Source organism: Streptomyces sp. NPDC101237, from assembly GCF_044767465.1.
Taxonomy (GTDB): Bacteria; Actinomycetota; Actinomycetes; order Streptomycetales; family Streptomycetaceae; genus Streptomyces; species Streptomyces gramineus.
Genome location: NZ_JBIWNY010000025.1, coordinates 33,292 through 55,809, shown reverse-complemented (window position 1 = coordinate 55,809; position 22,518 = coordinate 33,292). Strand labels below are relative to the sequence as shown.

23 protein-coding genes and 1 pseudogene are annotated in these 22,518 nt (G+C 74.4%); 12 read left to right on the top strand and 12 right to left on the bottom strand.

Annotation, left to right across the window (positions count from 1 at the left end; all coding sequences use genetic code 11):
- The first annotated feature begins 79 nt into the window (after positions 1–79).
- Complete coding sequence (locus ACIRQ9_RS31075; protein WP_404180834.1) at positions 80–433, top strand: VOC family protein; 354 nt, start codon at positions 80–82, stop codon at positions 431–433.
- Positions 434–476: 43 nt separating this feature from the next.
- Here the strand turns inward: ACIRQ9_RS31075 and ACIRQ9_RS31070 are convergent, their stop codons facing one another.
- A complete protein-coding gene (locus ACIRQ9_RS31070; RefSeq protein WP_404180831.1) occupies positions 477–1,259 on the bottom strand; it encodes a DUF899 family protein in 783 nt (260 codons plus the stop codon).
- 195 nt (positions 1,260–1,454) lie between these two features.
- Between ACIRQ9_RS31070 and ACIRQ9_RS31065 the strand changes: the two genes are divergently transcribed.
- Complete coding sequence (locus tag ACIRQ9_RS31065) at positions 1,455–2,279, top strand: ANTAR domain-containing protein (protein WP_404180828.1); 825 nt, start codon at positions 1,455–1,457, stop codon at positions 2,277–2,279.
- A gap of 49 nt (positions 2,280–2,328) precedes the next feature.
- Complete coding sequence (locus ACIRQ9_RS31060) at positions 2,329–3,201, top strand: YihY/virulence factor BrkB family protein (protein WP_404180825.1); 873 nt, start codon at positions 2,329–2,331, stop codon at positions 3,199–3,201.
- On the opposite strand, the gene ACIRQ9_RS31055 is transcribed toward ACIRQ9_RS31060, so the two are convergent.
- Both ACIRQ9_RS31055 and ACIRQ9_RS31050 read right to left on the bottom strand, forming a co-directional pair.
- Positions 3,189–4,400 carry a PP2C family protein-serine/threonine phosphatase gene (locus ACIRQ9_RS31055; protein ID WP_404180822.1) on the bottom strand — a complete coding sequence of 404 codons (1,212 nt, stop codon included), beginning with the start codon at positions 4,398–4,400 and terminating at the stop codon, positions 3,189–3,191. The genes ACIRQ9_RS31060 and ACIRQ9_RS31055 overlap by 13 nt on opposite strands.
- On the bottom strand, positions 4,397–5,992 hold the full coding sequence (locus ACIRQ9_RS31050; RefSeq protein ID WP_404180819.1) for an ATP-binding protein: 1,596 nt from the start codon (positions 5,990–5,992) through the stop codon (positions 4,397–4,399). Before ACIRQ9_RS31050 ends, ACIRQ9_RS31055 begins: the two co-directional genes overlap by 4 nt.
- A 399-nt stretch (positions 5,993–6,391) precedes the next feature.
- Here ACIRQ9_RS31050 and ACIRQ9_RS31045 point away from each other — a divergent pair, with 399 nt between their 5' ends.
- Together ACIRQ9_RS31045 and ACIRQ9_RS31040 are read left to right on the top strand one after the other, a co-directional pair.
- Complete coding sequence (locus tag ACIRQ9_RS31045; protein WP_404180816.1) at positions 6,392–6,823, top strand: response regulator; 432 nt, start codon at positions 6,392–6,394, stop codon at positions 6,821–6,823.
- An 88-nt stretch (positions 6,824–6,911) separates the two neighbouring features.
- Positions 6,912–7,913 (top strand): NAD-dependent epimerase/dehydratase family protein, encoded by a 1,002-nt coding sequence (locus ACIRQ9_RS31040; RefSeq protein WP_404180813.1) that lies wholly within the window; start codon positions 6,912–6,914, stop codon positions 7,911–7,913.
- Between the two features lie 130 nt (positions 7,914–8,043).
- Here the strand turns inward: ACIRQ9_RS31040 and ACIRQ9_RS31035 are convergent, their stop codons facing one another.
- Together ACIRQ9_RS31035 and ACIRQ9_RS31030 are read right to left on the bottom strand one after the other, a co-directional pair.
- Entirely contained in the window at positions 8,044–9,156 is a 1,113-nt protein-coding gene (locus ACIRQ9_RS31035) for a sensor histidine kinase (protein ID WP_404180810.1), read from the bottom strand.
- A 1-nt stretch (position 9,157) separates the two neighbouring features.
- Positions 9,158–9,898: a response regulator transcription factor gene (locus tag ACIRQ9_RS31030; RefSeq protein WP_404180808.1), complete on the bottom strand. Its 741-nt coding sequence runs from the start codon at positions 9,896–9,898 to the stop codon at positions 9,158–9,160.
- A 123-nt stretch (positions 9,899–10,021) separates the two neighbouring features.
- Here ACIRQ9_RS31030 and ACIRQ9_RS31025 point away from each other — a divergent pair, with 123 nt between their 5' ends.
- The 3 genes from ACIRQ9_RS31025 to ACIRQ9_RS31015 are packed head-to-tail and all read left to right on the top strand — an operon-like array spanning position 10,022 to position 12,130.
- On the top strand, positions 10,022–10,750 hold the full coding sequence (locus ACIRQ9_RS31025; protein ID WP_404180805.1) for a glycosyltransferase family 2 protein: 729 nt from the start codon (positions 10,022–10,024) through the stop codon (positions 10,748–10,750).
- 46 nt (positions 10,751–10,796) lie between these two features.
- A complete protein-coding gene (locus ACIRQ9_RS31020) occupies positions 10,797–11,423 on the top strand; it encodes a DUF2064 domain-containing protein (protein ID WP_404180802.1) in 627 nt (208 codons plus the stop codon).
- Positions 11,420–12,130 (top strand): methyltransferase domain-containing protein, encoded by a 711-nt coding sequence (locus ACIRQ9_RS31015; protein WP_351937895.1) that lies wholly within the window; start codon positions 11,420–11,422, stop codon positions 12,128–12,130. The genes ACIRQ9_RS31020 and ACIRQ9_RS31015 overlap by 4 nt, the downstream gene beginning before the upstream one ends.
- Here the strand turns inward: ACIRQ9_RS31015 and ACIRQ9_RS31010 are convergent.
- Together ACIRQ9_RS31010 and ACIRQ9_RS31005 are read right to left on the bottom strand one after the other, a co-directional pair.
- On the bottom strand, positions 12,019–12,510 hold the full coding sequence (locus ACIRQ9_RS31010; protein ID WP_404180798.1) for a hypothetical protein: 492 nt from the start codon (positions 12,508–12,510) through the stop codon (positions 12,019–12,021). The genes ACIRQ9_RS31015 and ACIRQ9_RS31010 overlap by 112 nt on opposite strands.
- Positions 12,510–13,748, bottom strand: coding sequence for a molybdopterin-dependent oxidoreductase (locus tag ACIRQ9_RS31005; RefSeq protein ID WP_404180795.1), 1,239 nt, complete (start codon positions 13,746–13,748; stop codon positions 12,510–12,512). Before ACIRQ9_RS31005 ends, ACIRQ9_RS31010 begins: the two co-directional genes overlap by 1 nt.
- Before the next feature lie 113 nt (positions 13,749–13,861).
- Between ACIRQ9_RS31005 and ACIRQ9_RS31000 the strand changes: the two genes are divergently transcribed.
- A complete protein-coding gene (locus ACIRQ9_RS31000) occupies positions 13,862–15,205 on the top strand; it encodes a hypothetical protein (RefSeq protein ID WP_404180792.1) in 1,344 nt (447 codons plus the stop codon).
- Between the two features lie 76 nt (positions 15,206–15,281).
- On the opposite strand, the gene ACIRQ9_RS30995 is transcribed toward ACIRQ9_RS31000, so the two are convergent.
- Positions 15,282–16,409, bottom strand: coding sequence for an NAD(+)/NADH kinase (locus ACIRQ9_RS30995; RefSeq protein WP_404180789.1), 1,128 nt, complete (start codon positions 16,407–16,409; stop codon positions 15,282–15,284).
- A 197-nt stretch (positions 16,410–16,606) separates the two neighbouring features.
- On the opposite strand from ACIRQ9_RS30995, the gene ACIRQ9_RS30990 reads away from it, so the two are divergent.
- The gene (locus ACIRQ9_RS30990; protein WP_404180786.1) at positions 16,607–19,012 is read left to right on the top strand and encodes a SpoIIE family protein phosphatase; all 2,406 of its coding nucleotides are present in this window, start codon (positions 16,607–16,609) and stop codon (positions 19,010–19,012) included.
- Positions 19,013–19,088: 76 nt separating this feature from the next.
- Here ACIRQ9_RS30990 and ACIRQ9_RS30985 read toward each other — a convergent pair whose 3' ends face one another.
- Positions 19,089–19,508 carry a TIGR03668 family PPOX class F420-dependent oxidoreductase gene (locus ACIRQ9_RS30985; RefSeq protein ID WP_404180783.1) on the bottom strand — a complete coding sequence of 140 codons (420 nt, stop codon included), beginning with the start codon at positions 19,506–19,508 and terminating at the stop codon, positions 19,089–19,091.
- 15 nt (positions 19,509–19,523) lie between these two features.
- Positions 19,524–20,165, bottom strand: coding sequence for a phosphoribosyltransferase (locus ACIRQ9_RS30980; protein ID WP_404180780.1), 642 nt, complete (start codon positions 20,163–20,165; stop codon positions 19,524–19,526).
- A 123-nt stretch (positions 20,166–20,288) separates the two neighbouring features.
- Between ACIRQ9_RS30980 and ACIRQ9_RS30975 the strand changes: the two genes are divergently transcribed.
- A complete protein-coding gene (locus ACIRQ9_RS30975) occupies positions 20,289–21,077 on the top strand; it encodes a polysaccharide deacetylase family protein (protein WP_404180777.1) in 789 nt (262 codons plus the stop codon).
- A 23-nt stretch (positions 21,078–21,100) separates the two neighbouring features.
- Here the strand turns inward: ACIRQ9_RS30975 and ACIRQ9_RS30970 are convergent, their stop codons facing one another.
- Both ACIRQ9_RS30970 and ACIRQ9_RS30965 read right to left on the bottom strand, forming a co-directional pair.
- Positions 21,101–21,358 (bottom strand): hypothetical protein, encoded by a 258-nt coding sequence (locus ACIRQ9_RS30970; RefSeq protein WP_404180774.1) that lies wholly within the window; start codon positions 21,356–21,358, stop codon positions 21,101–21,103.
- A 253-nt stretch (positions 21,359–21,611) separates the two neighbouring features.
- Positions 21,612–21,863, bottom strand: a pseudogene (locus tag ACIRQ9_RS30965) (DUF2278 family protein); the annotation flags it as partial.
- A gap of 158 nt (positions 21,864–22,021) precedes the next feature.
- Here ACIRQ9_RS30965 and ACIRQ9_RS30960 point away from each other — a divergent pair.
- Positions 22,022–22,462 (top strand): SRPBCC family protein, encoded by a 441-nt coding sequence (locus tag ACIRQ9_RS30960; RefSeq protein WP_404180771.1) that lies wholly within the window; start codon positions 22,022–22,024, stop codon positions 22,460–22,462.
- Positions 22,463–22,518 lie beyond the last annotated feature (56 nt).

Genomic DNA, 22,518 nt, shown 5'->3' with positions numbered 1-22,518 from the left:
CCGGCCGCCGAACGGCTCCAGGACATGACGATCATGCCCGTTCCGGTCCGCCCGGCCGCCGTCCTGGCAGGATGTCGCCATGGAACACGTACTGGGAATCGGCGGACACTTCCTGCGGGCCGCGGACCCGGCGGCCCTGACCGCGTGGTACCGCGACTGCCTCGGCCTGGACGTCGACGGCCACGGTCTGTGGCAGCAGGAGGCCGGGCCCACGGTCTTCGCCGCCTTCGAGTCCGGCACGGACTACTTCGGGTCCCCCGCCCAGCAGACCATGCTGAACTTCCGGGTCCGCGACCTGGACGCCATGCTCGCGCAGCTTCGCGCGGCCGGAGCGGACGTGGCCGGGGAGACCCAGGACATGGACGGGGTCGGCCGGTTCGGCTGGGTCACCGACCCCGAGGGCAACCGGATCGAGCTGTGGCAGCCCGCCTGAGCGTGCCCGAGCAGCACGACGGACCCCGCGCTCAGGCCGCCCGTCAGTGGTGGTGGCCGTGCCGGCCGAGGGTCTCCACCGGGGTCGCGCCGGGCCGGGTCCACTGCGGCACCGGGCGGCTGGTGGGACCCCAGGTGGCGTTGCCGTCCGCGTCCGTCCGCCAGGACCAGCAGGGGCTGTCGCCCTTGGGCCGGCCCTCGGGGTTGTCCTCCCAGGCCTCGCCGCGTCCGTAGGGCGTCATGTCGAGCAGGCCGAGGGAGCCGTTGACCCGTTCGTTGCCGCGGCCGGTGGTGGAGTAGGTGAGGAAGACGCGGTCGCCGTCGCGCAGGTAGCTGGTGAGGTAGCCCATGGGTCCGCCGGCCGGTCCTTCCAGGCCGCGCACCGAGTACCAGGGCTGGGTGTAGCCCATGAACTCGACGTAGGGCGCGACCTCGTGCCAGGGGCCGGTGGTCAGGACGGCGAAGGAGACGCCGCGGGCGCCCAGGTAGGAGGAGTCCTGGAGGTGCCAGGCCGTGGTGGTGCAGCCCTCGCACTGCCCCTGGTGCGGCGCGCCGTCGTGCCACATGTGCTTGTAGACGACGAGTTCGTCGCGACCCTGGAAGAGGTCCAGGAACGGGACCGGGCCGTCGGCCCCGACGACCTCGGCCGTGCCGTCGAACTCCACCATCGGCAGCCGGCGGCGGGCCGCGGCGATCGCGTCGCCCTCGCGGGTGTGGGCCTTCTCGCGGGCCAGCAGCTCGTCCCTGGCCGCCTGCCAGGTGGCGAGGTCGGTCACCGGCGGCCGGCCGGGCAGGTCGGCGGTCGGTTCGTCGGATGTGGCGGCCATGGGGTCCTCCGTGGGGTCCGGTGGCGGGCGGCGGCGCCGGGCGGTGCCGTCCTGCGGTGCGGTCAGGGGGACAGACTCCCGGCCCGGCCGGAACTCATCGCCGCCGAACGCTTTGGCGCGCCGGTGGACGTCGGCGGAGATCGGGTGGCCTGCCGGAGCCCGCAGCGGGCAGGCGTACGACGAGGAGGTTTGCCAGTGACCGAGTATCCGAACAGCCCGGCTCCGCCGACGGCAGGGGCCACGGGGCAGCAGGGCACGGACGAGCGCAACAGGCGGCTGGCGCGCGACGGCGTGGCCCGCGCCGAGCGACTGCTGTGCCGGTACTACCGCCTCTCCTCGCCCGAGGAGTCCTTCGAGCTGCTGCGCGACACCTCCCAGCGGTTCAACCTGAAGCTGCACACGCTCGCCGCGGCCGCCGTCCGCCTCCCGGTCCCCGAGGCGACGGCCCCGCGCTGGGTGGCACGGCGGCCGCGCGGCGGCCCGCCGCCGGTGCCGGCCCTGCACCTGGACGGTGCCCCTGCGACGGACCGGGGCGCGGTCCTGGACGCGACGCTGCGCGTCACCCTGCGAATCACGGACACCGGGATGGGCAACGTGCAACTGGTGGAGAACCGCCTGCTGCGCATGGTCCGGCACACCGGGCTCAACCAGCGGTTCACCGACTACTTCGCCTTCGTCGACAGCGGGACCACCTCCTGCGCGCAGGCCGCCGAGGAGGTGCGGCAGGTCACCGTGAAGGACGTCGGCTCCTGCGACGTCTTCGACGAGCGCTCCCGGCACACGATCCTCCAGGCCGGCAGCCGCGCCTGCCACAGCGTGCCGCTGGTCAGCCCGCGAGGAGCGGTGATCGGCATGGTCTCCGCGCACCACGAGCGGCCGCTGCAGGACATGACGCCGGACCGGCTGGCCGCCCTGGAGCGGGTGGGCGGCGAGGCGGGCCGCTGGCTGGTCTGGCACCACAACACCGTCGTCGTCGACGCCCTGAACCATCTTCACGTCCGTGCCGTCCACCGACGCTGAACCCCGCGGCTGCGCGCCCGGAACACCGAGGAGTGAGAACATCCGTCTCATGGATCATGCGGGCGGCCGTACGGCCCGGTGGTGGGCGGCGCTGCGCCGCACCCCGGTGTCGGTCTGGAACGACGACATCACCGACTGGGCCGCCGCGCTGACGTACTACGCGGTCCTGGCCCTCTTCCCCCTCCTGCTGGTGATCCTCTCGGTGCTGGGCCTGACCATTCCCACGGCCAAGCCGGAGGTCATCGAACGGATCGCGCAGGCCGCCCCGCTCGCGTCCCGGGCCCTGCTGCGCGGCACCCTGCGGCAGATGGCCGAGCAGCCGTCGGCCGCCTGGACGCTGATCTTCCTGGGCGGGGCGGGCGCGCTGTGGTCGGGGTCCAGCTACCTGAGCGTCTTCCGCCGGGCGCTGCACGCCATGCACCGGGTCAGCTCGCACCGGCCGGTGTGGCGGACCGCGCCGCGCATCATCTGCACGGCACTGGTCCTGATCCTGCTGCTGCTCATCTCCGTGCTGGTGCTCTTCCTCACCGGCAGCCTGGCCGGGTTCCTGGGCCGGGCGCTGGACCTCGGCAGCGGGCCGCAGGCCGCCTGGTACGCGCTGCGCTGGCCGCTGGCGGTGGCGGTCGCCGTCGGCACCGTCCTCGTCGTGTACCACTCGGGTCCCGAGTCGTCCCGGCCGGTCAGGAAGATGGCGCCGGGCGGGGTGCTGGCGGTGATCCTCCTGCTGGTCGTCTCGCTGGGCTGCACCTTCTACACGTCCCACGTCGGCAGCTACCACCGGCTGTACGGCTCGCTGGGCGGCGTGGTGATCTTCCTGATCTGGCTGTGGCTGTCCAACCTGGCCCTGCTGTTCGGCGCCCAGTTCAACGCCGAGCTGGAGAAGATCAGGGGTGTGCCGACGCTGACCGCTCAGGACGCCTGAGCGGGTCCCTGCGGGCCGGCCGTGCGCCAGTCCAGGCGCAGCACGGCGAGGTCGTCGGTGTGGCGGTCCGCGTTGAGCGCGCGGGTGCGCGAGATGAGCAGGTCCAGGTGGGTGCCGGGGTCGGGGCTGCGCAGCGTGTCGATGATGCGCAGCAGGCCGTCCACGCCGAGCCGGGCGCCGGTGCCGTCCGCGAACCCCTCGATGAGTCCGTCGGTGTAGGCGATGAGCGCTCCGTCGGCGGGCAGCTCCAAGGTGGTGGCGGGCCAGTCGCCCAGTCCTGGTGCGATGCCGAGCGCGATCCCGTGGGCGGCCTCCACCTGCCGGGTGCCGTCGGGCGTGACGACCAGGGGTTCGTGGTGGCCGGCCAGGTGCAGGGTGAGGGTGGCGGCCTTCGGGTCCAGGGTGATCAGCGTGCAGGTGGTGAACAGGTCACTGCCCGCGCGCTCCGCGATGTGTATCTGTTCGAGCAGGTGCAGCAGGTGCTGGGCACGGTGGCCGCCGAGGGTCAGCGCACGCCAGGCGATGCGCAGGCAGACGCCGAGCGCGGCGGCGTCCGGGCCGTGCCCGCTGACGTCGCCGATGATCGCGTGGACCTGTCCGTCGTCGGTCTGCACGACGTCCAGGAAGTCCCCGCCCAGCAGGGCCTGGGCCCGACCCGGGTAGTACCGGCTGGAGGCGGTCACGGCCGGGGAGGAGAGCAGGGGCTCGGGCAGCAGCCCGCGTTCCAGACGGGCGTTCTCCTCGGCGCGCAGCTTCCCGATCTGGAGCGCGGCGCTCGCCAGTTCGACCTGCTTGCGCTGGACGGCGTAGCGGACGGCGCGCTGCATCAGGTCGGGTTCGACCTTGCCCTTGACGAGGTAGTCCTGCGCGCCGAAGGCGAGCGAGTCGACTCCGGCACGGGGCTCGTCCAGGCCGGTCAGGACGATGATCGCGGCGTGCGTGTCGGCCTGGATGGTCTGGATCGTCTCCACACCGGAGGCGTCGGGCAGGTGCAGGTCGAGCAGGACACAGTCGACGGGGCGGGCCGCCAGCGCCCGGTGGGCCTCGGCGGCGGTGTGGCACCGGGTCAGGGTGTACGGCAGGTCGGTGTCGTGGAGCAGCTCCTCGACCAGCAGGGCGTCACCGTCGTCGTCCTCCACCAGCAGGACGTCGTACTGCTCGGCGTACTGGCCACCGTGGCCTGCGGATGGACCGGTCACGGCTGTGTCTCTCTGTCCGGGGCGGCCGTCGCGGCCGCCGGGGCGGGTGTGGCGGGCAGGGCGGGCAGCGTGAAGACGACCCGGGTGCCCGACGGGTGGTCGGAGTCGATCGAGATGGTGCCGCCGTGGAACTCCACGACCTTCTTGCACATGGCCAGCCCGATCCCGGTCCCCGGATAGGCGTCCTTGGTGTGCAGCCGCTGGAAGATGACGAAGACCTTCTCCCGGAACTCCTGCGCGATGCCGATGCCGTTGTCGCGGACCTCGAGCTCCCAGTCGTCCCCGGTCCTGGCCGCTCCGACGTGGATCCGCGGCGCCCGGTCCGGGTGCCGGAACTTGATCGCGTTGGAGAGCAGGTTCTGCAGCAGCATGCCCAGCTGGGTCGTGTCCCCGAGGACGGTCGGCAGCGGGTCGTGGGTGATCTCGGCGCCGGTCTCCTCGACGGCCACGCTGAGGTCGCCCAGCGTCGTGCCCAGCACCCGCTCCAGGTCCACGGTCCGCTGCTCGTTGTGGACGCGGCCGACGCGGGAGAAGGCCAGCAGGTCGTTGATGAGGCTCTGCATGCGGTTGGCGCCGTCGACCGCGAAGGAGATGTACTGGTCGGCCTTCTCGTCCAGCTGTCCGCCGTAGCGCCGCTGCAGGAGCTGGGTGAAGCTGGACACCTTGCGCAGCGGTTCCTGGAGGTCGTGCGAGGCCACGTAGGCGAACTGCTCCAGTTCCGCGTTGGACCGCTTCAGCTCCTCCGCCTGCCCGTCCAGCAGCCCGCGGGCCTCCTCGCTGAACCGCAGTTCGTCCACCAGGCGCAGGCGCATCGACTCGACGTCGGAGGCAAGCTGTCGCAGGTCCGCGGGCCCCGTGGTGTCCAGGGAGCGGTCGAACCGGCCCTGCGTCACCTCCCGGACGGCCGCGCCGAGCCCGCTGAGCGGGCCGGTGACGCCGCGCCGCAGTCCCTCGAAGACGAGTCCGGCGACCAGGACGATGACGGCCGCGATGACGGCGAACGCCCAGTTGCGCAGGGTCACCGCCCGGTTCAGCTGGCTGGTGGCCGACTGCCGCTCCTGTTGCAGGCGGTCCTGCTGGCGGCTCATGGCACGCCGCAGGGCGTCGAAGGCGGCCTTGCCCTCGGCGGTGCGGGCCGCGCTGACCTGGGCGGCCTCGGCGGGAGAGGCCACCGAGACCGGCCGCGCGATGCGCTCCTGCCAGGTCCCGGCGAGCTTCTCCACCTGGGCCAGGTCGGCGCGGGCCCGGCTGTCGTCGGCCAGCCTGGGCCGCAGTCGCGCGAGCGCGGCCCGCTCGTCGATCACGCCCTGCGCGTAGGGCTGCAGGAAGTCCTTCTGGCCGGAGAGCCCGTAGCCGCGGATGCCGGTCTCCTGGTTGACCAGGGCCTCCTCGACCCGTATGGACTCGATCAGCGCGGGCGAGCGCCGGTCCACCAGGGCGGTGGTGAGCTGCGAGGTACGCCACATCGCCCAGCCGCCCAGCGACCCGAGGACGGCCAGGACGACCAGGGTGGCGGCGACGCCCGCCCGGAGCCAGCGCCGGGTGGTCCAGTCCGCGAACGCGCCGACGGCGCCTGACGGCTTGCTTGTCATAGCTGTGCGCTGCTCCCTAGGCCGGCCGTCCGGGCCGCACCTCGGCGCGCGGCAAGCACACTGTACTCGTGGCCCGACAACGCATGTTGTCCCGCCTGGATCAACGCCCTAGGGTGAGGTCATGTCCGCTGCCCCGCTCCTGCCCGGTTCCGTGAGCAAGAACACGGCGGACGAGGCCCGCCGGCATGCTCCGGTGCGGCCGCGGGTACTCGCAGGTGTCAAGCTGACCGTCAGACACCTGAAGGACCGGGCCGTCCACGCCGCCGACAGCGGCGCCGGACACCCGGAGACCGGCCGGGCCGTCGGCCTGAGCCGCCAAGGGCTCGGCGCCGCCGGGCCTGGCTCACCCCCCACAGCACAGACCACTCGACCCGCCCCACACACCGGAGTTCTCCCATCATGGCTGCCGCCGCAATCCGTCCGTACGATGTGCTGCTGGTCGAGGACGACGCCGCCGACGCGATGCTCATCCAGGACGCCCTCACCGAGCGCGGTACGCGCAATCTCACCCAGGTCTCCAACGGCGTCGAGGCGCTGGACTACCTGCGCGACCCGGACAACGAACGCCCCGACCTGATCGTGCTTGACCTGAACATGCCGCGGATGAACGGGCGCGAGTTCCTCGCCGTGGTGAAGGAGGACGCCGAGCTGCGGACCATCCCGGTCGTCGTGCTCACCACGTCCGTGGCCCCCGACGACGTCAACGGCGCCTACCACCACCACGCCAACGCCTACGTCACCAAGCCCGTCAACCTGGAGGAGTTCGAGAGGGCGGTGCGCAGCATCGACGCCTTCTACCTCGACATCGCCGTCAAGCCGCCGAAGAGCTAGCCGACCGGGCCGGTGGCCGGTCTTACGGAGTCGTGACGTGCGGGCGTGGGCGCGGGGTCCGGTGGCCGTGCGGGCCTAGCGTGGCCGTATGCGAGTACTGGTCACCGGCGGTGCCGGATTCATCGGGTCCCACGTCGTGGAGGCGCTGACGGCGCGCGGGCACGAGGCGGTCGTGTTCGACGTGCGGGACGACCCGGGTGCCGACGTGCGCAACCCGGCGGCCGTCGGGCGGGCGCTCGACGGCGTGGACGCGGTCTGCCACCAGGCCGCGATGGTCGGGCTGGGCGTGGGGTTCTCGGACGCGGCCGAGTACGTCTCCCGCAACGACCTCGGTACGGCCGTCCTGCTGTCCGCGATGGCGGAGGCGGGCGTCGGACGCCTGGTGCTGGCCGGGTCGATGGTCGTGTACGGCGAGGGCCGGTACGAGTGTCCGCGCCACGGTGTCGTGCGGCCGGGGCCGCGTGCGGTCGCCGCTCTGGAGGCCGGCCGGTTCGAGCCGGTCTGCCCGGTGTGCGGGGCCGACCTGGCGCCGGGGCTGGTCGCGGAGGACGCGCCGGCCGATCCGCGCAACGTGTACGCCACCACCAAGCTGGCCCAGGAGCACCTTGCCGCCGCGTGGGCCCGGTCGACCGGCGGGTCCGCGGTGGCGCTGCGCTACCACAACGTGTACGGCCCCCGGATGCCCCGCGACACCCCGTACGCCGGGGTGGCCGCGCTGTTCCGCTCCGCGCTCGCCCGGGACGAGGCGCCCCGGGTGTTCGAGGACGGCAGGCAGCGCCGGGACTTCGTGCACGTCCGGGACGTGGCCGCGGCCAACGTGGTGGCCCTGGAGGCACGGCCGGAGCCGGGTGCGCTGACCGCGTACAACACCGGCAGCGGCGAGCCGCACACCGTGGGCGAGATGGCCCGCGCGCTGGCCGACGCCTACGGCGGACCGGAACCGGTGGTCACCGGGGAGTTCCGGCTGGGTGACGTGCGGCACATCACCGCCGACTCGGCGCGGCTGCGGGCGGACCTCGGCTGGAAGGCCGAGATCGGCTTCGCCGAGGGCATGCGGGAGTTCGCGCGGGCCGGCATGCGCGGCGTGTGACACCCCCGGACCGGTCCTCCGCCCCCTCCCCCGGGGACCGGCCTGCCGTCCGGCGGGCGCCTGCGCGCCCCTCCCCGGCCTCGGCCGGAGCGGGGCCGGGGGGCCGATGAGCCGGTGGTGCTGCCCGCGATCACGAAGCGGCGGCGGGCAGCACCACCTCGAAACGGCAGCCGCCGGGAATGTTGCGCACGCTGGCCTGGCCCTGGTGGGCCTCCACGATGCCGCGGACGATGGCGAGGCCGAGGCCCGCTCCCGCCGGGGGCGTCCGGGCGTGGCTGCCGCGCCAGCCGGTGTCGAAGACGCGCGGCAGGTCCTCCTCGGGGATGCCGCCGCAGCCGTCCGTGACGGACAGCACGACGCCTTCGGGGCCGCGCTCGGCGGCGACCGCGACCGTGCCGTCGGGCGGCGTCCGGCGGATGGCGTTCACCAGCAGGTTGCCCAGCACCCGGCTCATCTCCTTGCCGTCCACCTCGACCGGCACCGGTTCCACCAGGCCGCCGACCAGCCGTACGCCCTGTTCACGGGCGAGCGGGTCGGCGCCCGCGAGGGCGTCGCCGACGAGGTCGTACAGCGACATCCGGCTCGGGCTCAGCGCGAGCGCCCCGGCGTGGATGCGGGAGAGTTCGAAGAGGTCGCCGACCATGTCGTTGAGGCGTTCGACCTCGGTGCGGATCTGCTTGAGATACCGGTCCGGGTCGGTGGCGACGCCGTCCTCCAGCGCCTCCGACATGGCCCGCAGCCCGGCCAGCGGGGTGCGCAGGTCGTGCGAGATCCAGGCGACCAGTTCCCGGCGGGAGGTCTCCAGCGCGCGTTCCCGCTGCCGGGACTCGGCGAGCCTGGCACTGGTGGCCGCCAGCTCGCGGCTCACCTCGGCCAGTTCGGCGGTGGCCGGGGCCGGCGGCGCGGCGAAATCGCCTTCCTCGCCGAACGAGCGGGCCGCGAGGGCGAGTTCGCGGCTGCGGGCGCCGACCCAGCGGCCCAGTATCAGCGCGCTGGCGAGCGAGACCGCGGCCGCCATGGCCACCACCGTCGTCACCACCGACAGGTCGTGCGAGGACAGGAACATCGCCCAGGCGACGGCCAGGGTGCCGGCGAGCATCGCGACCACGCCGACGGCGGCGACAACGGCGATGGACGCCGTGAGCGAGCGGCGCCGCAGCAGGCGCAGCGCGACCGCGCCGACGAGCCCGGTGAGGGCGGCGCCGCCCAGCGCGTACAGGGCGATCAGCAGGGTGTCGCGCACGTCAGTCCTCCTGCGGGCCGGCGGCCTCGGCATCGAAACGGTAGCCGACACCCCACACGGTCTGGATCAGCCGCGGCCGGGCCGGGTCGTCCTCGACCTTGGCGCGCAGCCGGCGCACGTGGACCGTCACGGTGGACAGGTCGCCGAAGTCCCAGCCCCACACCTCGCGCATCAGGTCCTCCCTGCCGAACGCCCGTCCGGGGTTGCGCAGGAAGAAGGCGAGAAGGTCGAACTCGCGCAGGGTCAGGCCGAGTTCGGCGCCGTTGCGGGTGGCCCGGCGGGCGCCGGGGTCCAGGGTGAGGCCGGCGGTGGAGAAGGAGCGGGCGGCGGGTGCGGGCCGGGCGCGGCGCAGGACCGACTCCACCCGCAGGACCAGTTCGCGGGGGCTGAAGGGCTTGGTGACGTAGTCGTCGGCGCCGACCTCCAGGCCCAGGATCCGGTCGTCCTCGTCACCGCGCGCGGTGAGCATGATGACCGGGACGGGGGCCCGGCCGCGCAGCCGCCGGCAGACCTCCAGGCCGTCCATGCCGGGCAGCATCAGGTCGAGCACCACCAGGTCGGGCCAGTGGGCGGCGGCGCGGGCCAGGGCGGCGGGGCCGTCGTCGGCGTGGTCGACCAGGTACCCGGCCCGGTCGAGGTATCCGGTGACGACCTCGGCGACGGTCGGGTCGTCGTCGACGACCAGGACCCGGGTGGCGGCGGGGGCGGCCCGGTCCTCGGTGAGCTCGTGCGGCTGCTGCATGCCTCCACCCTCGCACCGGGCCCTCGCGGGCGTCGCACCCGAGGGCGGCCGCGGGCCGCGACGTCCGCGTTTCGTAAGGAGCCGGCGCCCTTTATGTCCGGTTCGCGTTCGTAGGGTGACACCGTGACCATCTCACCGGACTGCCCGACGACGGACGTGGACGTCGTCCTTCCCTGCCTGAACGAGGCCGATGCCCTGCCCTGGGTGCTCGGCCGGATCCCGCCCGGCTGGCGGGCCCTCGTGGTGGACAACGGCTCCACCGACGGCTCGGCGGACATCGCCCGGTCGCTCGGCGCGACCGTCGTCCACGAGGAGCGGCGCGGCTTCGGCGCCGCCTGTCATGCCGGGCTGACCGCGGCGACCGCCGGCATCGTCTGCTTCTGCGACTGCGACGCCTCGCTGGATCCGGGGCTTCTCGTGCCGTTCGTGCGGGAGGTCCACGACGGTGCGGCGGACCTGGTGCTCGGCCGCCGGCGGCCGCAGGGCCGCGGGGCCTGGCCGGCGCACGCCCGGGCCGGGAACCTGGCGCTGGCGCGGATGCTGCGGCGCCGGACCGGGCTGCGGCTGCACGACCTCGGTCCGCTGCGCGCCGCCCGGCGCGAGCCGTTGCTCGCGCTCTCCCTCGACGACCGGCGCAGCGGCTATCCGCTGCAGATGGTGGTGCGGGCGGCGGACGCCGGCTGGCGGATCGTCGAGCACGAGGTGCCCTACCGGCCGCGGACCGGCGTCTCGAAGGTCACCGGCACCTGGCGCGGCACCTGGCAGGCGGTGCGGGACATGAGCCGGGTGCTGAAGGAGGCGCCCCGGGTGCCGGCCGGCGCGGACCGGCCGCGCAGTTCCGCGCGCCCCTGAGGGCGCGCGTCGCGCCGACCGTCCGCACCAGCCAAGGAACCCTCACATGACCACTCTCCTCGTCATCGCCAAGGAGCCCCGGCCCGGCCGGGTCAAGACGCGGCTCACCCCGCCCTTCACACCCGAGCAGGCCGCCGGCCTCGCCGAGGCGTCCCTCGCCGACACCCTGGCCGCCGTGGCCGCGGCCCCCGCCGACCGCCGCGTCCTCGTCCTCGACGGGGACCCGGGGCCCTGGCTGCCGGCCGGCTTCGACGTCGTACCGCAGTGCGCGGGCGGCCTCGACGCGCGTCTGGCCGACGCCTTCGGCCACTGCCGTGGTCCGGCCCTGCTCATCGGCATGGACACCCCGCAGGTCACCCCGGCCCTGCTCACCGTGGACTTCGCGGACTGCGACGCGTACTTCGGTCCCGCCGAGGACGGCGGGTTCTGGGCGCTGGGGCTGGCCGACCCGGACCCGGCGCTGCTGCGCGGGGTGCCGATGTCCACGGCGGAGACCGGCGCCGTCCAGCGCCGGCGGCTGTCCGCCGCCGGACTGCGGGTCACCGACCTGCCGCGGCTGCGGGACGTGGACACCGCCGCGGACGCGGCCGCCGTCGCCGCCCTCGTCCCGCACGGCCGCTTCGCCGCCCGTCTCGCGGAGTGTCCGGCGCACGGCGGGACGGGCCGCCGATGACCACCTCACCGCCCCTGCCCTGGACCGGCGCCGACCCCTACGCCGCCGCCCTGCGCACCGGCCGCGGTCCGCTGTTCCTGCGCCGTGCCGACGGATGGCTGCTGCCGCTGGAGGTGGAGCGCTGGTGCGCGCGGGCCGACCAGGTCGACCGGCAGGTCCTGGACCGGTGCGAGGGCGCCGTCCTCGACGTCGGCTGCGGGCCCGGACGGCTCGTCGCCGAACTCGCCGGACGCGGCCGTACCGTTCTCGGGATCGACGTCAGCGCGGCCGCCGTCGACCACACGGTGCGCCTGGGCGGCCAGGCCCTGCGCCGTTCGGTCTTCGACCCGCTGCCCGGCGAGGGACGGTGGGGCACCGTGCTGCTCATGGACGGCAACGTCGGGATCGGCGGCGATCCGCGCGGCCTGCTCGACCGGACGGCCCGGCTCCTGGCGCCGGGCGGCCTGCTGATCGCCGAGACCGCCCCGGTGGACGTGGACGAACGCGCCCGGGTCCACCTCACCGACGCCCACGAGGCGGTCGGTGCCCCGTTCCTGTGGGCGCGGCTCGGCACCGCGGCCCTGCTGCGGTACGCGCGGGGCTGGGAGCGGGCCGGTCAGTGGGCGGCCGGCGGGCGCCGCTTCGTCGCCTTGCGCAGCCGGAAGGCGAGCAGCAGCGCTGAGCCGCCGAAGAGCACGGCGGTGATCAGCAGCCAGCGGGCCGGATAGCCGTCGGCGGACCGGCCGGTGGCCGACCGGTAGTGCCCGGCCACCGTCCCGCTGATCAGCGGGAACCACACCAGCAGGAGCAGCAGGGAGAGCGCGGCCGGCACCCGGACGTACATCGCCCACCGCCGGCGCCCGGCGGCGCCCAGTTGGCGGACCGCCGCCCGGTCGGCGAGCGAGTACAGCGGCAGCAGGACGAGGTCGTGCAGCAGGGCCGCTCCCACCACCCACAGCACCACACCGAGCCAGTCGCCGGACAGCAGCCGTACGCCGGCATAGGCGGCGAGCGCGAACGAGCAGGCCAGCAGCAGGATCTGGAGCGGGCTGCCGAGCGGGAGGCGCAGCCGGCGCAGCAGGGCGCCGGTGGGCAGGGACGGGCGCATCACAGGTCTCCGAAGGTCATCCGGGCCACCCACTTGGTGTTGAGCACACCGGGCGCGGCGGGCACGATGACGCGCGCCGGGTAGCCGTGGTCGGGGGACAGGTCCTCGCCGTTCACCGTCAGGGCGAGCAGCGAGCGCGGGTCGGCGACCTGGTTGGCGCGCAGGGCGGCGCGCCGGAAGGCGCCGTGCAGCTGGATCGACTCGACGAGCACGTCCGGGGGGTCGCCCTCGTGGCCGACGAGTGCGGCCAGGTCGCGCAGCCGCACTCCGCGCCACCACTGGTCGGTGGTGGACCAGCCCTCGACGCAGGCGATGGGCAGCGCGGCACTGTGCTGGGGCAGGGCGAGGAGGTCGGCGCGGCTGAGGCGGACGGTCCGGCCGTCCCGTCCGGTGACGGCCAGCCGCCAGGCGTCGCCGCCGGTCGTCCTGGCGTCGATCCCGGCGTAGGCGGCCGTCTTGTTGATCTGGAAGCCGTTCGGCCCGCTGCCGGGGTCGGCTCCGCCGTGCGGCGCGAGCAGCGCGGTGCGCCGCAGCGCGCCGCCGATGCTCTGTCCGGCCGTGGTGACGAGCAGCAGCAGGGACGCGCCGCCGACGAACCACAGCGCGCCGCGCCGCGACACGGTCGGCGCGTCCGGCCGGGCGGGTGCCAGCTCGCCCTCGTCCCGCCGCAGCTGCCGGACCGCCCGCAGCGCCGTCGGCGTCTTCAGCGCCGCGTGCGCGAGGAAGGCGGCGAAGAACACCCAGGCGCCGTAGAAGTGCAGGGGGTAGAAGGAGCCGGGGAAGACGTAGTCGAGCTGGACGTTGAGGACGCCGGTGGTGAACTCGAACAGGCCGCCGCCGACCAGCAGCAGCAGCGAGATCCGCTCCAGCGCGTGGGCGAGGGAGCGGGCCGGGGGCAGCGTGAACAGCTTCGGCACCACCGACCACAGCTTGGCGAGCAGCACCGGGATCAGGGTGACGCCGAGGGTGACGTGCAGGCCCTGGGTGAGCCGGTAGAGCCAGTACGGGTCGGTCGGCCACGAGAACAGGTAGAAGCCGAGGATCCCCTTGTCCGGGGTCTGGTCGTTCACCGGTGCCAGGTTCGGGTTGTAGGCGGCGTACGACAGCAGGCCGGTCACGAACAGCACGGTGATGCCGACGAGCAGCACGAGGCCGAGCACCGAGGTGAACCAGGTGCCGCGCAGCGGGCTGCGCCAGAAGCCGGGTGAGGTGGGAAGCCGGGGGTCGTCGTGTCGCATGGTCAGACCGTAGGCCGGTCACACCCCCGAGACGGCCGCACGACCCATGACGAAAGTCTGACGTCAGCCGCCTGATCCAAGGTTTCGCCCGGTCGCCGACCTAGCGTTCCGCTGTGACCCGCTCCCGCCGCCGTGATCGCCGCGCCGATCTGTTCGCCGTCCTCGCCGCCGTCCTGCTGGTGCTCGCCGCCGTCCTGGTCGGCCGGCATCTCCAGGACGCCTACCGCGTCCTGTTCGTGCACTGGCCGCCGCTGTTCGCCGACTGGGACCCGCACGTGGGTCCGGGCACCCCGGCCGCGGTCCTGGTCGCGGCCGCCGTGGTGGCGTACGGGCCGAACCTGGCGGTGCGGCTGCCGTGGCGCGGGCTGCTGGCCGCGGCGTGGGCCGCCTGTCTGGCCTGGACGTGGTCGCTGGCGCTGGTCGACGGCTGGCGGCGGGGCGTGGCCGGCCGGCTGACCAGCACGAACGAGTACCTCACGGTCATCGGCCGCTTCCACGACATCCCGGCGACCCTGCGCGACTTCACCCACCACATCGTCAGCGGCACCCCGTCCCCGTGGCCCGCGCACATCGCCGGACACCCGCCGGCGGCCACCCTCACCTTCGTCTACCTGGACCGGATCGGGCTGCGCGGCGGCGGCTGGGCGGGGGCCTGGTGCATCACCGTCGGGTCCACGGCCTGCGTCGCCGTGCTGATCGCGGTGCGGGCGCTGGCGGACGAGCCGCTCGCCCGGCGGGCCGCGCCCTTCCTGGTGATGGCACCGGCCGCGGTGTGGGTGGGTGCCTCGGCCGACGGCTACTTCGCGGCGGTCGCCGCCTGGGCGGTGGCGCTGCTGGCGTGGGCGGTGACCGGCCGGTCCGTGGGGTGGGCGGCGGGCTCGGGACTGCTGTACGGGCTGACCTGCTACCTGTCGTACGGCCTGACGCTGTTCGCGCTGATCGGGTTGGCGGTGCTGGTGCTGGGCCGGCGCCGGGTGCGGGCGCGGCCGGTGATGCTCGCGCTGCTCGCGGCGGGCGCGGCGGTGGTCCCGGTGGTGTTCACGCTCGCCGGGTTCCACTGGTGGGAGGGGTACCGGCTGCTGGTCACCCGCTACTACCAGGGGGTCGGCGGCACCCGCCCGTACGGCTACTGGGTGTGGGCCAACCTGGCCTGCACGGTGGTCGTCGTCGGCCTGGCCACGGTGGCGGGGCTGCGGCGGGCGGGCGCGACCCTGGTGCGCCGCCGTACGGCGGGCTCCGCGCCGGTGCGCCTCGCGTTCCTGGTCGCGGTCACGCTGCTCGCGCTGCTGGTCGCCGACGTGTCCGGGATGAGCAAGGCGGAGACGGAGCGCATCTGGCTGCCGTTCGCGATGTGGCTGCTGCCGGCGTGCGCCTTCCTGCCCCGGCCGCGTACCTGGCTGACGGCACAGGCGCTGGTCGCCCTGCTGGTGAACCATCTGCTGTTCACCGGCTGGTGACGGCCCGTCGGCGCCGGACACGGGCACGGCCCCGCCGGGCGGCGAGCGGCGGCCCGCGTCAGGGCCGGGGTGGTGGTCAGGCCCGGTCGGACGCGGGGGCCGCGTCGTCGTCCTCCGCCTCGGCGCACGGCTCCGGCTCCTCGGCGCCCGGCAGGGTGGACGGGAGCAGCGAGAGGTGGGCCATGTCGCCGGGCGGCGGCGTCCGGAACGACCACAGCGGCGGCGGGGTGCCGTCGGCGACCGCGGCCGGGGCGTCGGTGAGGTTCATGCGCTCGCGCAGCCGGCCGTAGAAGTCCATCGGCGAGAGCCGGATCACCCGCAGCCGGGCCGGGGCCGCGTACACGCCGATCCAGTCGCCGGGCTCCAGGACACCGCGCACCTGACCGTCGACACTGACCGCGGCCTGACCGGAGCGTTCCAGGACCCGCAGGCCGACGGCCTCGTTCGGGGCGGTGACGACCGAGCGGCTGAAGGTCATGTGCGGGGCGACCGGCGTGAAGACGAGCGCGTCCGCGCGCGGCGAGACGACGGGGCCGCCGGCGGCGAAGCTGTACGCGGTCGAGCCGGTCGGCGTGGCCACCAGCAGGGCGTCGGCGGAGTAGGAGGCGAGCAGCCGTCCGGAGACGTACACGCCGACGGAGACCTGGCGGTCCCGGGACAGCTTCTCCAGGACGATGTCGTTGACCGCGTAGAGGTGCAGGGGCACGCCCCACTCGGTGTCCTCCTCGCAGTCGCGGCGGACCTGCGGCGGCGGCAGCAGCGGGCCGCGGCCGTAGCGCATCAGGTCCTCCATGTCGGAGGGCACCTCCAGCCGGCGTGAGGCGCGCATGGTGAGCAGCATGCGGCTGTCGACGGTGAAGCGGGCGTCGCGGACCGCGTCCAGCGCCGCTTCCACCGAGCGGGCCGGCACCTCGGTCAGGAAGCCGACCCGGCCCAGGTCGACACCAAGGACCAGGGCGTCGCTGTGGGCGGCGAGCCGGGCGCCGCGCAGGAAGGTGCCGTCACCGCCGAGGGTGACGATCAGGTCGGGATCGCCCGCGGCCGCGACCTCCTCGTCGGAGCTGTGCCGTCCGCCGTCGTTCCACACGTCGATGTCCTTGCACGGCACGCCGTGCACCGCGGCCCACGCGCGCACGGTCCCGGCGGCCTCCACCGCCTCCGCCCGGCCCCCGTGCACCACCAGTCCGATCCTGTAAACCGTCATCTCCGCCTCCAGGGCACCGTGCGCCGCCGTTGTTCATACGCTGTCACGGCCGGGCGGATCCCACAGGCCCGGGGAGGCGGCGAGCCGGATCAAGTCGGCGGCGCCGGGTTCGCGGGACGGCGGATTGGTGCTCCGTGTCGGCCGGGATCATCCTGGGAGAAGAGCCGGTCGTGCAGGTTCCGCGAAGGATGAGCGGCATGGAACGACGTCCCACCCCTCCCAGCAACCGGGCGCAGGGCCAGGCCGTGCCGCGGGGGTCGTACACCGCCGCGGTCACGGTCGACGAGCGGGGTGCCGTGACGGGGTGGAGCGACGGGGCGCGGCTGCTGCTGGGCTATCCGCCCGCCGAGATCCTCGGGCAGGACGCCGCCCTGCTGCTGGCCGAGCCGGGCGCGGACACCTGGCGGGAGGCGGCGGCCGGTCTGCGGTGGAGCGGGACCGCGGCCCTGCGCCACCGGGACGGGCACCGGCTGGACCGGGAGGTCCTCGTGCACCGCCGGCCCTCCGGGGAGCGGTCGGGCGGCACGGAGTGGCGGGTGGTGTCGGCGGTCACCGGACCGGCGGCCGCCACCGACCGGACCCTCGGGGAATGGGCCTTCGACCAGTCCCCGTGCGTCGCCGCCGTCTTCGACGACGGCCTGCGGCTGGTGCTGGCCAGCGTCGGGATGCAGCACAGCCTGTCGCTCACCGAGGCCACGATGCGCGGGCTGCGGCTGACCGACATCGCGCCCTACCGGGGCGGCGCCGAGGCCGAGTCCGGCATGCGGCGCATCCTGGACGGCGGCGCCCCCGAGGACGTCCACCTGCGTCTGGACCCGGCCGACCCCGAGCACGACTGGCACGGACAGCTGGCCCCGCTGACCGACCACGAGGGGCAGGTGCGGGCGGTGACCCTGACCGCCCACGCCGATCCGGCCGAGCAACTGGTGTGGCGGCGGATGCTGCTGCTCAGCGACGCCGGAGTGCGCATCGGCACCAGCTCCGACATCCAGCGCACCGCGCGGGAGCTGGCCGACGTCGTCGTCCCCGCCTTCGCCGACGCCTGCGCGGTGGACCTGCTGGACGCGCCCAGGCCCGGCGCGGCGGTCGCCGACGGCCGCGCGCTGCGCCGGGCGGCCGTCCGGGCGGCGCCCCAGGGACCGCCGCTCGCCCATCCCTCCGGCGACGTGCTGCACTGCCCGCCCTGGTCACCGGGGGGCCGCTGCCTGTCGGAGGGGCGGGGCGCGGTGTACGCGAGCGACGACGAGATCGTGACGCGCTGGGCGCGGGAGGATCCGCCCGCGGCCGCGTGGATCCAGGAGAGCCGCACGCACTCGCTGATGGTGGTGCCGCTGCGGGCGGCCGGCACCACGTTCGGAGTGGCCCTGTTCGGACGGAACCTGCGCAGCGAGCCCTTCGACCCGGACGACCTGTGGCTGGCCGAACAGCTGGCCGCCCGGACCGCCGTCAGCATCCACGGCGCCGAGCGCGCCCAGCGCCAGCACACCACCACGATGACCCTCCAGCGCAGCCTGCTCCCGCAGACGCTGCCCGAACAGGCGGCGCTGGACATAGCCACCCGCTACCTGCCCTCGGTCAGCCAGGCCGGGGTGGGCGGCGACTGGTTCGACGTGATCCCGCTGTCGGGCACCCGGGTCGCGCTCGTCGTGGGCGACGTGGTCGGGCACGGCATGCGGGCCGCCGCCACCATGGGCCGGGTCCGCACCGCCGTGCGCACCCTGGCCGACGTCGACCTGCCGCCCGACGAACTCCTCAGCCACCTGGACGACCTGGTCGTCCACCTCTCCGCCGAGGAGGCGAGCGCCGACAACGCCGAGGAGTCCGCCGGCGGTGTCGGCACGACCTGCCTGTACGGCGTCTACGACCCGGTCACCCGCCGGTTCACCGTCGCCCGCGCGGGACATCCGCCGCCCGCCGTGGTCGCCTCGGGCGCCGTCCGCTTCCTGGACGTCCCGGCCGGTCCGCCGCTGGGTCTGGGCGGGCTGCCCTTCGAGTCCTTCGAGACGGAACTGCCCGAGGGCAGCCTGATCGCGCTCTACACCAACGGCCTGCTGGAGCCCCGCGACCACGACATCGACGAGGCCCTGGAGAAGATGTTCGGCGCGCTGGCCCGTCCCGCGCAGGACCTGGACACCATCTGCGACCGGGTCCTGAAGACCATGCTCACCCACCGCCCCGACGACGACATCGCGCTGCTCGTCGCCCGTACCCGGGCGCTGCACGCCGACCGGGTCGCCACCTGGGAGCTGCCCTTCGACCTGGCCGCCGTCGCGGACGCCAGGAAACACGCCACGGACCAGCTGATCGCCTGGCACCTGGAGGAGGCGGCGTTCATCACCGAGCTGATCGTCAGCGAGATGGTCACCAACGCGTTCCGGTACGGACGGCCGCCCGTCCGGCTCCGGCTCATCCACGACGACCACACTCTGACCTGCGAGGTCTTCGACTCCAGCAACACGGCCCCGCACATGCGGCGGGCCCACACCTACGACGAGGGCGGCCGCGGTCTGCTCCTGGTCGGCCAGCTCACGCAACGCTGGGGCACCCGCCACGCCACCACCGGCAAGACCGTCTGGGCGGAACAGTTCCTCGCCGAGCACTGACGACGCCCGAGGGCCGGACGGCGGGGGCCCCGCGATCCGTCCCGTGTCCGGCGGCCCGCCACCGGCTGGCGGCCCGCTAGCGGCCTGCGGCCTGCCAGCCGGTCCAGTGCGTCACGGTCACCCGGACCACCGGACCGGCCGGGGGGTGTTCGCGGTACTGCGGGTACTTCTCCCGCAGCGGGCCGATGACCGCCGCGTCGGCGGGGACCACGCGCGCGTGGCCGTCCGCGCGGACCCACCACAGGTGCTCCCAGTCCTCGTCGTACTCGTCCACCAGCAGGCTCACGGACGGCTGTACGGCGATGTTCCGCAGCCGCTTGAGGCGGACCGTGGTCTTGGGCTTGTGGTCCACGGCCGTCACGATCCCGTCGGTCCCGTACCGGGCGAAGACGACCGGCACCAGGTGCGGGCGGCCGCTCGCGTCGGCGGTGGCGAGCCGTGCCACCCGTGCCGCGGCGAACCGCCGCCGTGCCTCGTCCCCGGCCAGTTCCGGCACCGTGTCCCCTTCCGTTCAGGCGCCGCCCAGCGCGTCCAGCACGTCGGCGTCGGTCAGTTGCGCGAAGTCGTCGTAGAACTCGCCGACCGCCTGGAACACCGCCGGCCGGTACGGGCAGACGACGAGGTCGGCCTCGGTGGTGAGCGCGTCCAGGGAGTCGGGCGCGCCGACGGGGACCGCGAGCACGGTGCGGGCCGGGCCCCGGGCCCGTACGTGGCGCAGCGCGGCGCGGGCGGTGGAGCCGGTGGCCAGGCCGTCGTCGACGACGATCACGGTACGGCCGCGCACCTCGGGCGGCGGCCGCCCCTGCCGGTAGCGGCGTTCACGGCGGTGCAGCTCCCGCCGTTCCCGCTCCACGACCGCGGCCAGGCCGTCCTCGCGCACGCCCAGGCGGAGCAGGGCCGTCGGGTCCAGGAGCGGCGGGTCGTCCCCGGTGATCGCGCCGATGCCGTACTCCTCGTGGTGCGGAGCGCCGATCTTGCGGACGACGAGGACGTCGAGCGGGGCCCGCAGGCGGCGGGCGACCTCGGCGGCGACCGGCGCGCCGCCCCGTGGCAGTGCCAGCACGAGCGGGTCGGGCAGGCGTCCTTCCGCGCTCGGCCCCGCCAGCGCGGAGGCGAGTTCACGGCCGGCCTCGGCGCGGTCCCGGTAGCGCACGGCGCGTCCTCTCCGGTCGGGTCCGGTCCCCTTCCCCCATGGTCACACCCGACGGCTCCGGGAGCCGAGCCCCTCGAACAGTATTCGCACACGCATTCTATAAACTGTGTGTATAGTCCAGCCATGCCACTGTGGAGCAAGCTTCCGACCAAGAAGAGGGAAAGACGCGCCGTCGCGTTCCCCGTCGCCGCCGCCGTCTCACTGGTCCTGGCCCTGTCGGGCTGCGCGCAGGTCGACACGACCTCGCCCGCCGACGCCCGCGGCCACGCCCCGACGACGGGTCAGCACCGGTTCGGGAGCGTCGACTGCCGCAGGGCCAGATGCGTCGCGCTCACCTTCGACGCGGGACCCAGCGAGAACTCCGCCCGGCTGCTGGACATCCTCAAGCGCGAGCACGTCCCGGCGACGTTCTTCCTGCTGGGCAAGCGGCACATCGAGAAGTACCCGGAGCTGGTCCGGCGGATGGCGGCCGAGGGCCACGAGGTCGCCAGCCACACCTGGGACCACAAGATCCTCACCGAGATCTCCGAGCGGCACATACGCGAGGAACTCACCCGTCCCGACGACGCGATCGAACGGCTCACCGGCCGCAGGCCCACCCTGATGCGCCCGCCGCAGGGCCGCACCGACGCGCGCGTGCACCGCATATGCCGCGAGCTGGGCCTGTCCGAGGTGCTGTGGAGCGTGACCGCCAAGGACTACCTGACCACCGATCCGGCGCTCATCCGCCGGCGGGTCCTCGACCAGGTGTCCCGGGACGGGATCATCCTGCTGCACGACATCTACCGCGGCACCGTGCCCGCGGTGCCCGGCATCATCGACGCCCTCAAGGAACGCGGCTACGTCTTCGTGACCGTCCCCCAGCTCCTGGCCCCCGGCACACCGGAACCGGGAAAGGTCTACCGGCCCTGAGGCCGCCCGGCCGCGGCGGTCCGTCAGAAGACCACCCACCACCCCTCGCGGGCCGCCTGCCCGGCCGTGCAGGACACGCCGTGGCCCTTCAGGCCCGCGGCGTCGGTGAGGGTGATCGCGCCCCCGCGGTCGCCGAGCCGCGCGCCGCCGGACAGCGGTACGGCGAGCACGGCTCCGGCGGCCGGCGGGCCCGCCGGGACCGCGGACGCCTGGCCGGTGCGGTCCAGCAGGCGCCGGCCGGTGAGGTCGACCGGCGCGGGCGAGGCGTCGAGAAGGGTCACGGTCTCCGCCCCGGGCGCCGGCCGGCCGGATCGACCGGCGCCGCGACGATCCGGACCGGCTGGTCGCCCGCGGCCGGGCGGGAGGTGCCGACGCCGTCGAGGGCGTGCCCGGTGACGTCGCCGGTGTGCCAGGCCTGGTTCTGGAAGGCCAGGAAGATCGCGACCCGGCGCCCCGCGTCCCGGCCGTCACCGCCGCCGTCACCGCCGCCGGGTCGAAGAGATTGCCGCGCACGAAGTCGAGGTGGGGGCCGTAGGAGCCGGCCGGCAGGGTGTTCCAGCCGCCCGCCAGGCCTGCCAGGCGGTCGGTGAGCGGGTGCGTGAAGTCGTCGTCGACGAGGTACAGCAGTTCCGCGGGCTTCTGCTGCGAGCGGACGTTGACCGCGGCCCGGTAGTCAACACCGGCGTCATCCGTGAGGTGGATCTGGTGGTGCGGGCTGTCACCGGCACCCTCGCGCCGGACGCCGACGGCCCGGCCGACCAGTACGCCATGGCTCTTCAACGGCATGTCGACCAACTCCCCGTGGAGGCACGCCGGTTCGCCCGCCCATGACGGGCATCGTAGGCGCCGGGGACGCGGTCCGGCCCGCCTTGGACGTTTCCTGCGGTCCTGTGAACGGACGGCGCGCGTCCCGCGGAGCCCGGCCGGTTCTCTACGATCGTTCCGTGGTCACCTTCCTTCTCCACCGCACGGCCCCGCTCCCGGTCGACGAGGCGTGGCGCCGGCTCACGGAGTGGTCCGCGCACGCCGATGCGGTCCCGTTGACGCGCGTCACCGTGCTCACCGAACCACCGACCCGCGTGGGCACGGTCTTCGTGGCCCGCTCCGGGTTCGGACCGCTGTCCTTCGAGGACCCCATGGAGGTGACCGTCTGGGAGCCCCCCGAGGACGGCGGCCCGGGGAGGTGCCGCCTGGTCAAGCACGGCCGGGTGGTGCTCGGCTGGGCCGAACTGGAGGTGCGGCCGGGACCCGGCGGCCGCACCCGGGTGATCTGGCGCGAGGAACTGCGGGTGCGCGGAGTGCCGTCGGCCTTCGACCCGCTGGTGCGGACCGCCTCCCGCACGGTGTTCGGACGGGCCGTCAACGCCCTGCTCAGGAAGGCGTAGCCGCCGCCCCGGACGTCCGCCCCTTGGCAGAGCGGGGCCGCACGATGGACAGTGGC

What these genes read in the sequence shown, in the direction of transcription:
- ACIRQ9_RS31075 (WP_404180834.1), top strand. Translation starts at nt 80, where the DNA reads ATGGAACACGTACTGGGAATCGGCGGACACTTCCTGCGGGCCGCGGAC.
- ACIRQ9_RS31070 (WP_404180831.1), bottom strand. Translation starts at nt 1,259, where the DNA reads ATGGCCGCCACATCCGACGAACCGACCGCCGACCTGCCCGGCCGGCCG.
- ACIRQ9_RS31060 (WP_404180825.1), top strand. Translation starts at nt 2,329, where the DNA reads ATGGATCATGCGGGCGGCCGTACGGCCCGGTGGTGGGCGGCGCTGCGC.
- ACIRQ9_RS31050 (WP_404180819.1), bottom strand. Translation starts at nt 5,992, where the DNA reads ATGACAAGCAAGCCGTCAGGCGCCGTCGGCGCGTTCGCGGACTGGACC.
- ACIRQ9_RS31045 (WP_404180816.1), top strand. Translation starts at nt 6,392, where the DNA reads ATGGCTGCCGCCGCAATCCGTCCGTACGATGTGCTGCTGGTCGAGGAC.
- ACIRQ9_RS31040 (WP_404180813.1), top strand. Translation starts at nt 6,912, where the DNA reads ATGCGAGTACTGGTCACCGGCGGTGCCGGATTCATCGGGTCCCACGTC.
- ACIRQ9_RS31030 (WP_404180808.1), bottom strand. Translation starts at nt 9,898, where the DNA reads ATGCAGCAGCCGCACGAGCTCACCGAGGACCGGGCCGCCCCCGCCGCC.
- ACIRQ9_RS31020 (WP_404180802.1), top strand. Translation starts at nt 10,797, where the DNA reads ATGACCACTCTCCTCGTCATCGCCAAGGAGCCCCGGCCCGGCCGGGTC.
- ACIRQ9_RS31015 (WP_351937895.1), top strand. Translation starts at nt 11,420, where the DNA reads ATGACCACCTCACCGCCCCTGCCCTGGACCGGCGCCGACCCCTACGCC.
- ACIRQ9_RS31010 (WP_404180798.1), bottom strand. Translation starts at nt 12,510, where the DNA reads ATGCGCCCGTCCCTGCCCACCGGCGCCCTGCTGCGCCGGCTGCGCCTC.
- ACIRQ9_RS31005 (WP_404180795.1), bottom strand. Translation starts at nt 13,748, where the DNA reads ATGCGACACGACGACCCCCGGCTTCCCACCTCACCCGGCTTCTGGCGC.
- ACIRQ9_RS30995 (WP_404180789.1), bottom strand. Translation starts at nt 16,409, where the DNA reads ATGACGGTTTACAGGATCGGACTGGTGGTGCACGGGGGCCGGGCGGAG.
- ACIRQ9_RS30990 (WP_404180786.1), top strand. Translation starts at nt 16,607, where the DNA reads ATGGAACGACGTCCCACCCCTCCCAGCAACCGGGCGCAGGGCCAGGCC.
- ACIRQ9_RS30975 (WP_404180777.1), top strand. Translation starts at nt 20,289, where the DNA reads ATGCCACTGTGGAGCAAGCTTCCGACCAAGAAGAGGGAAAGACGCGCC.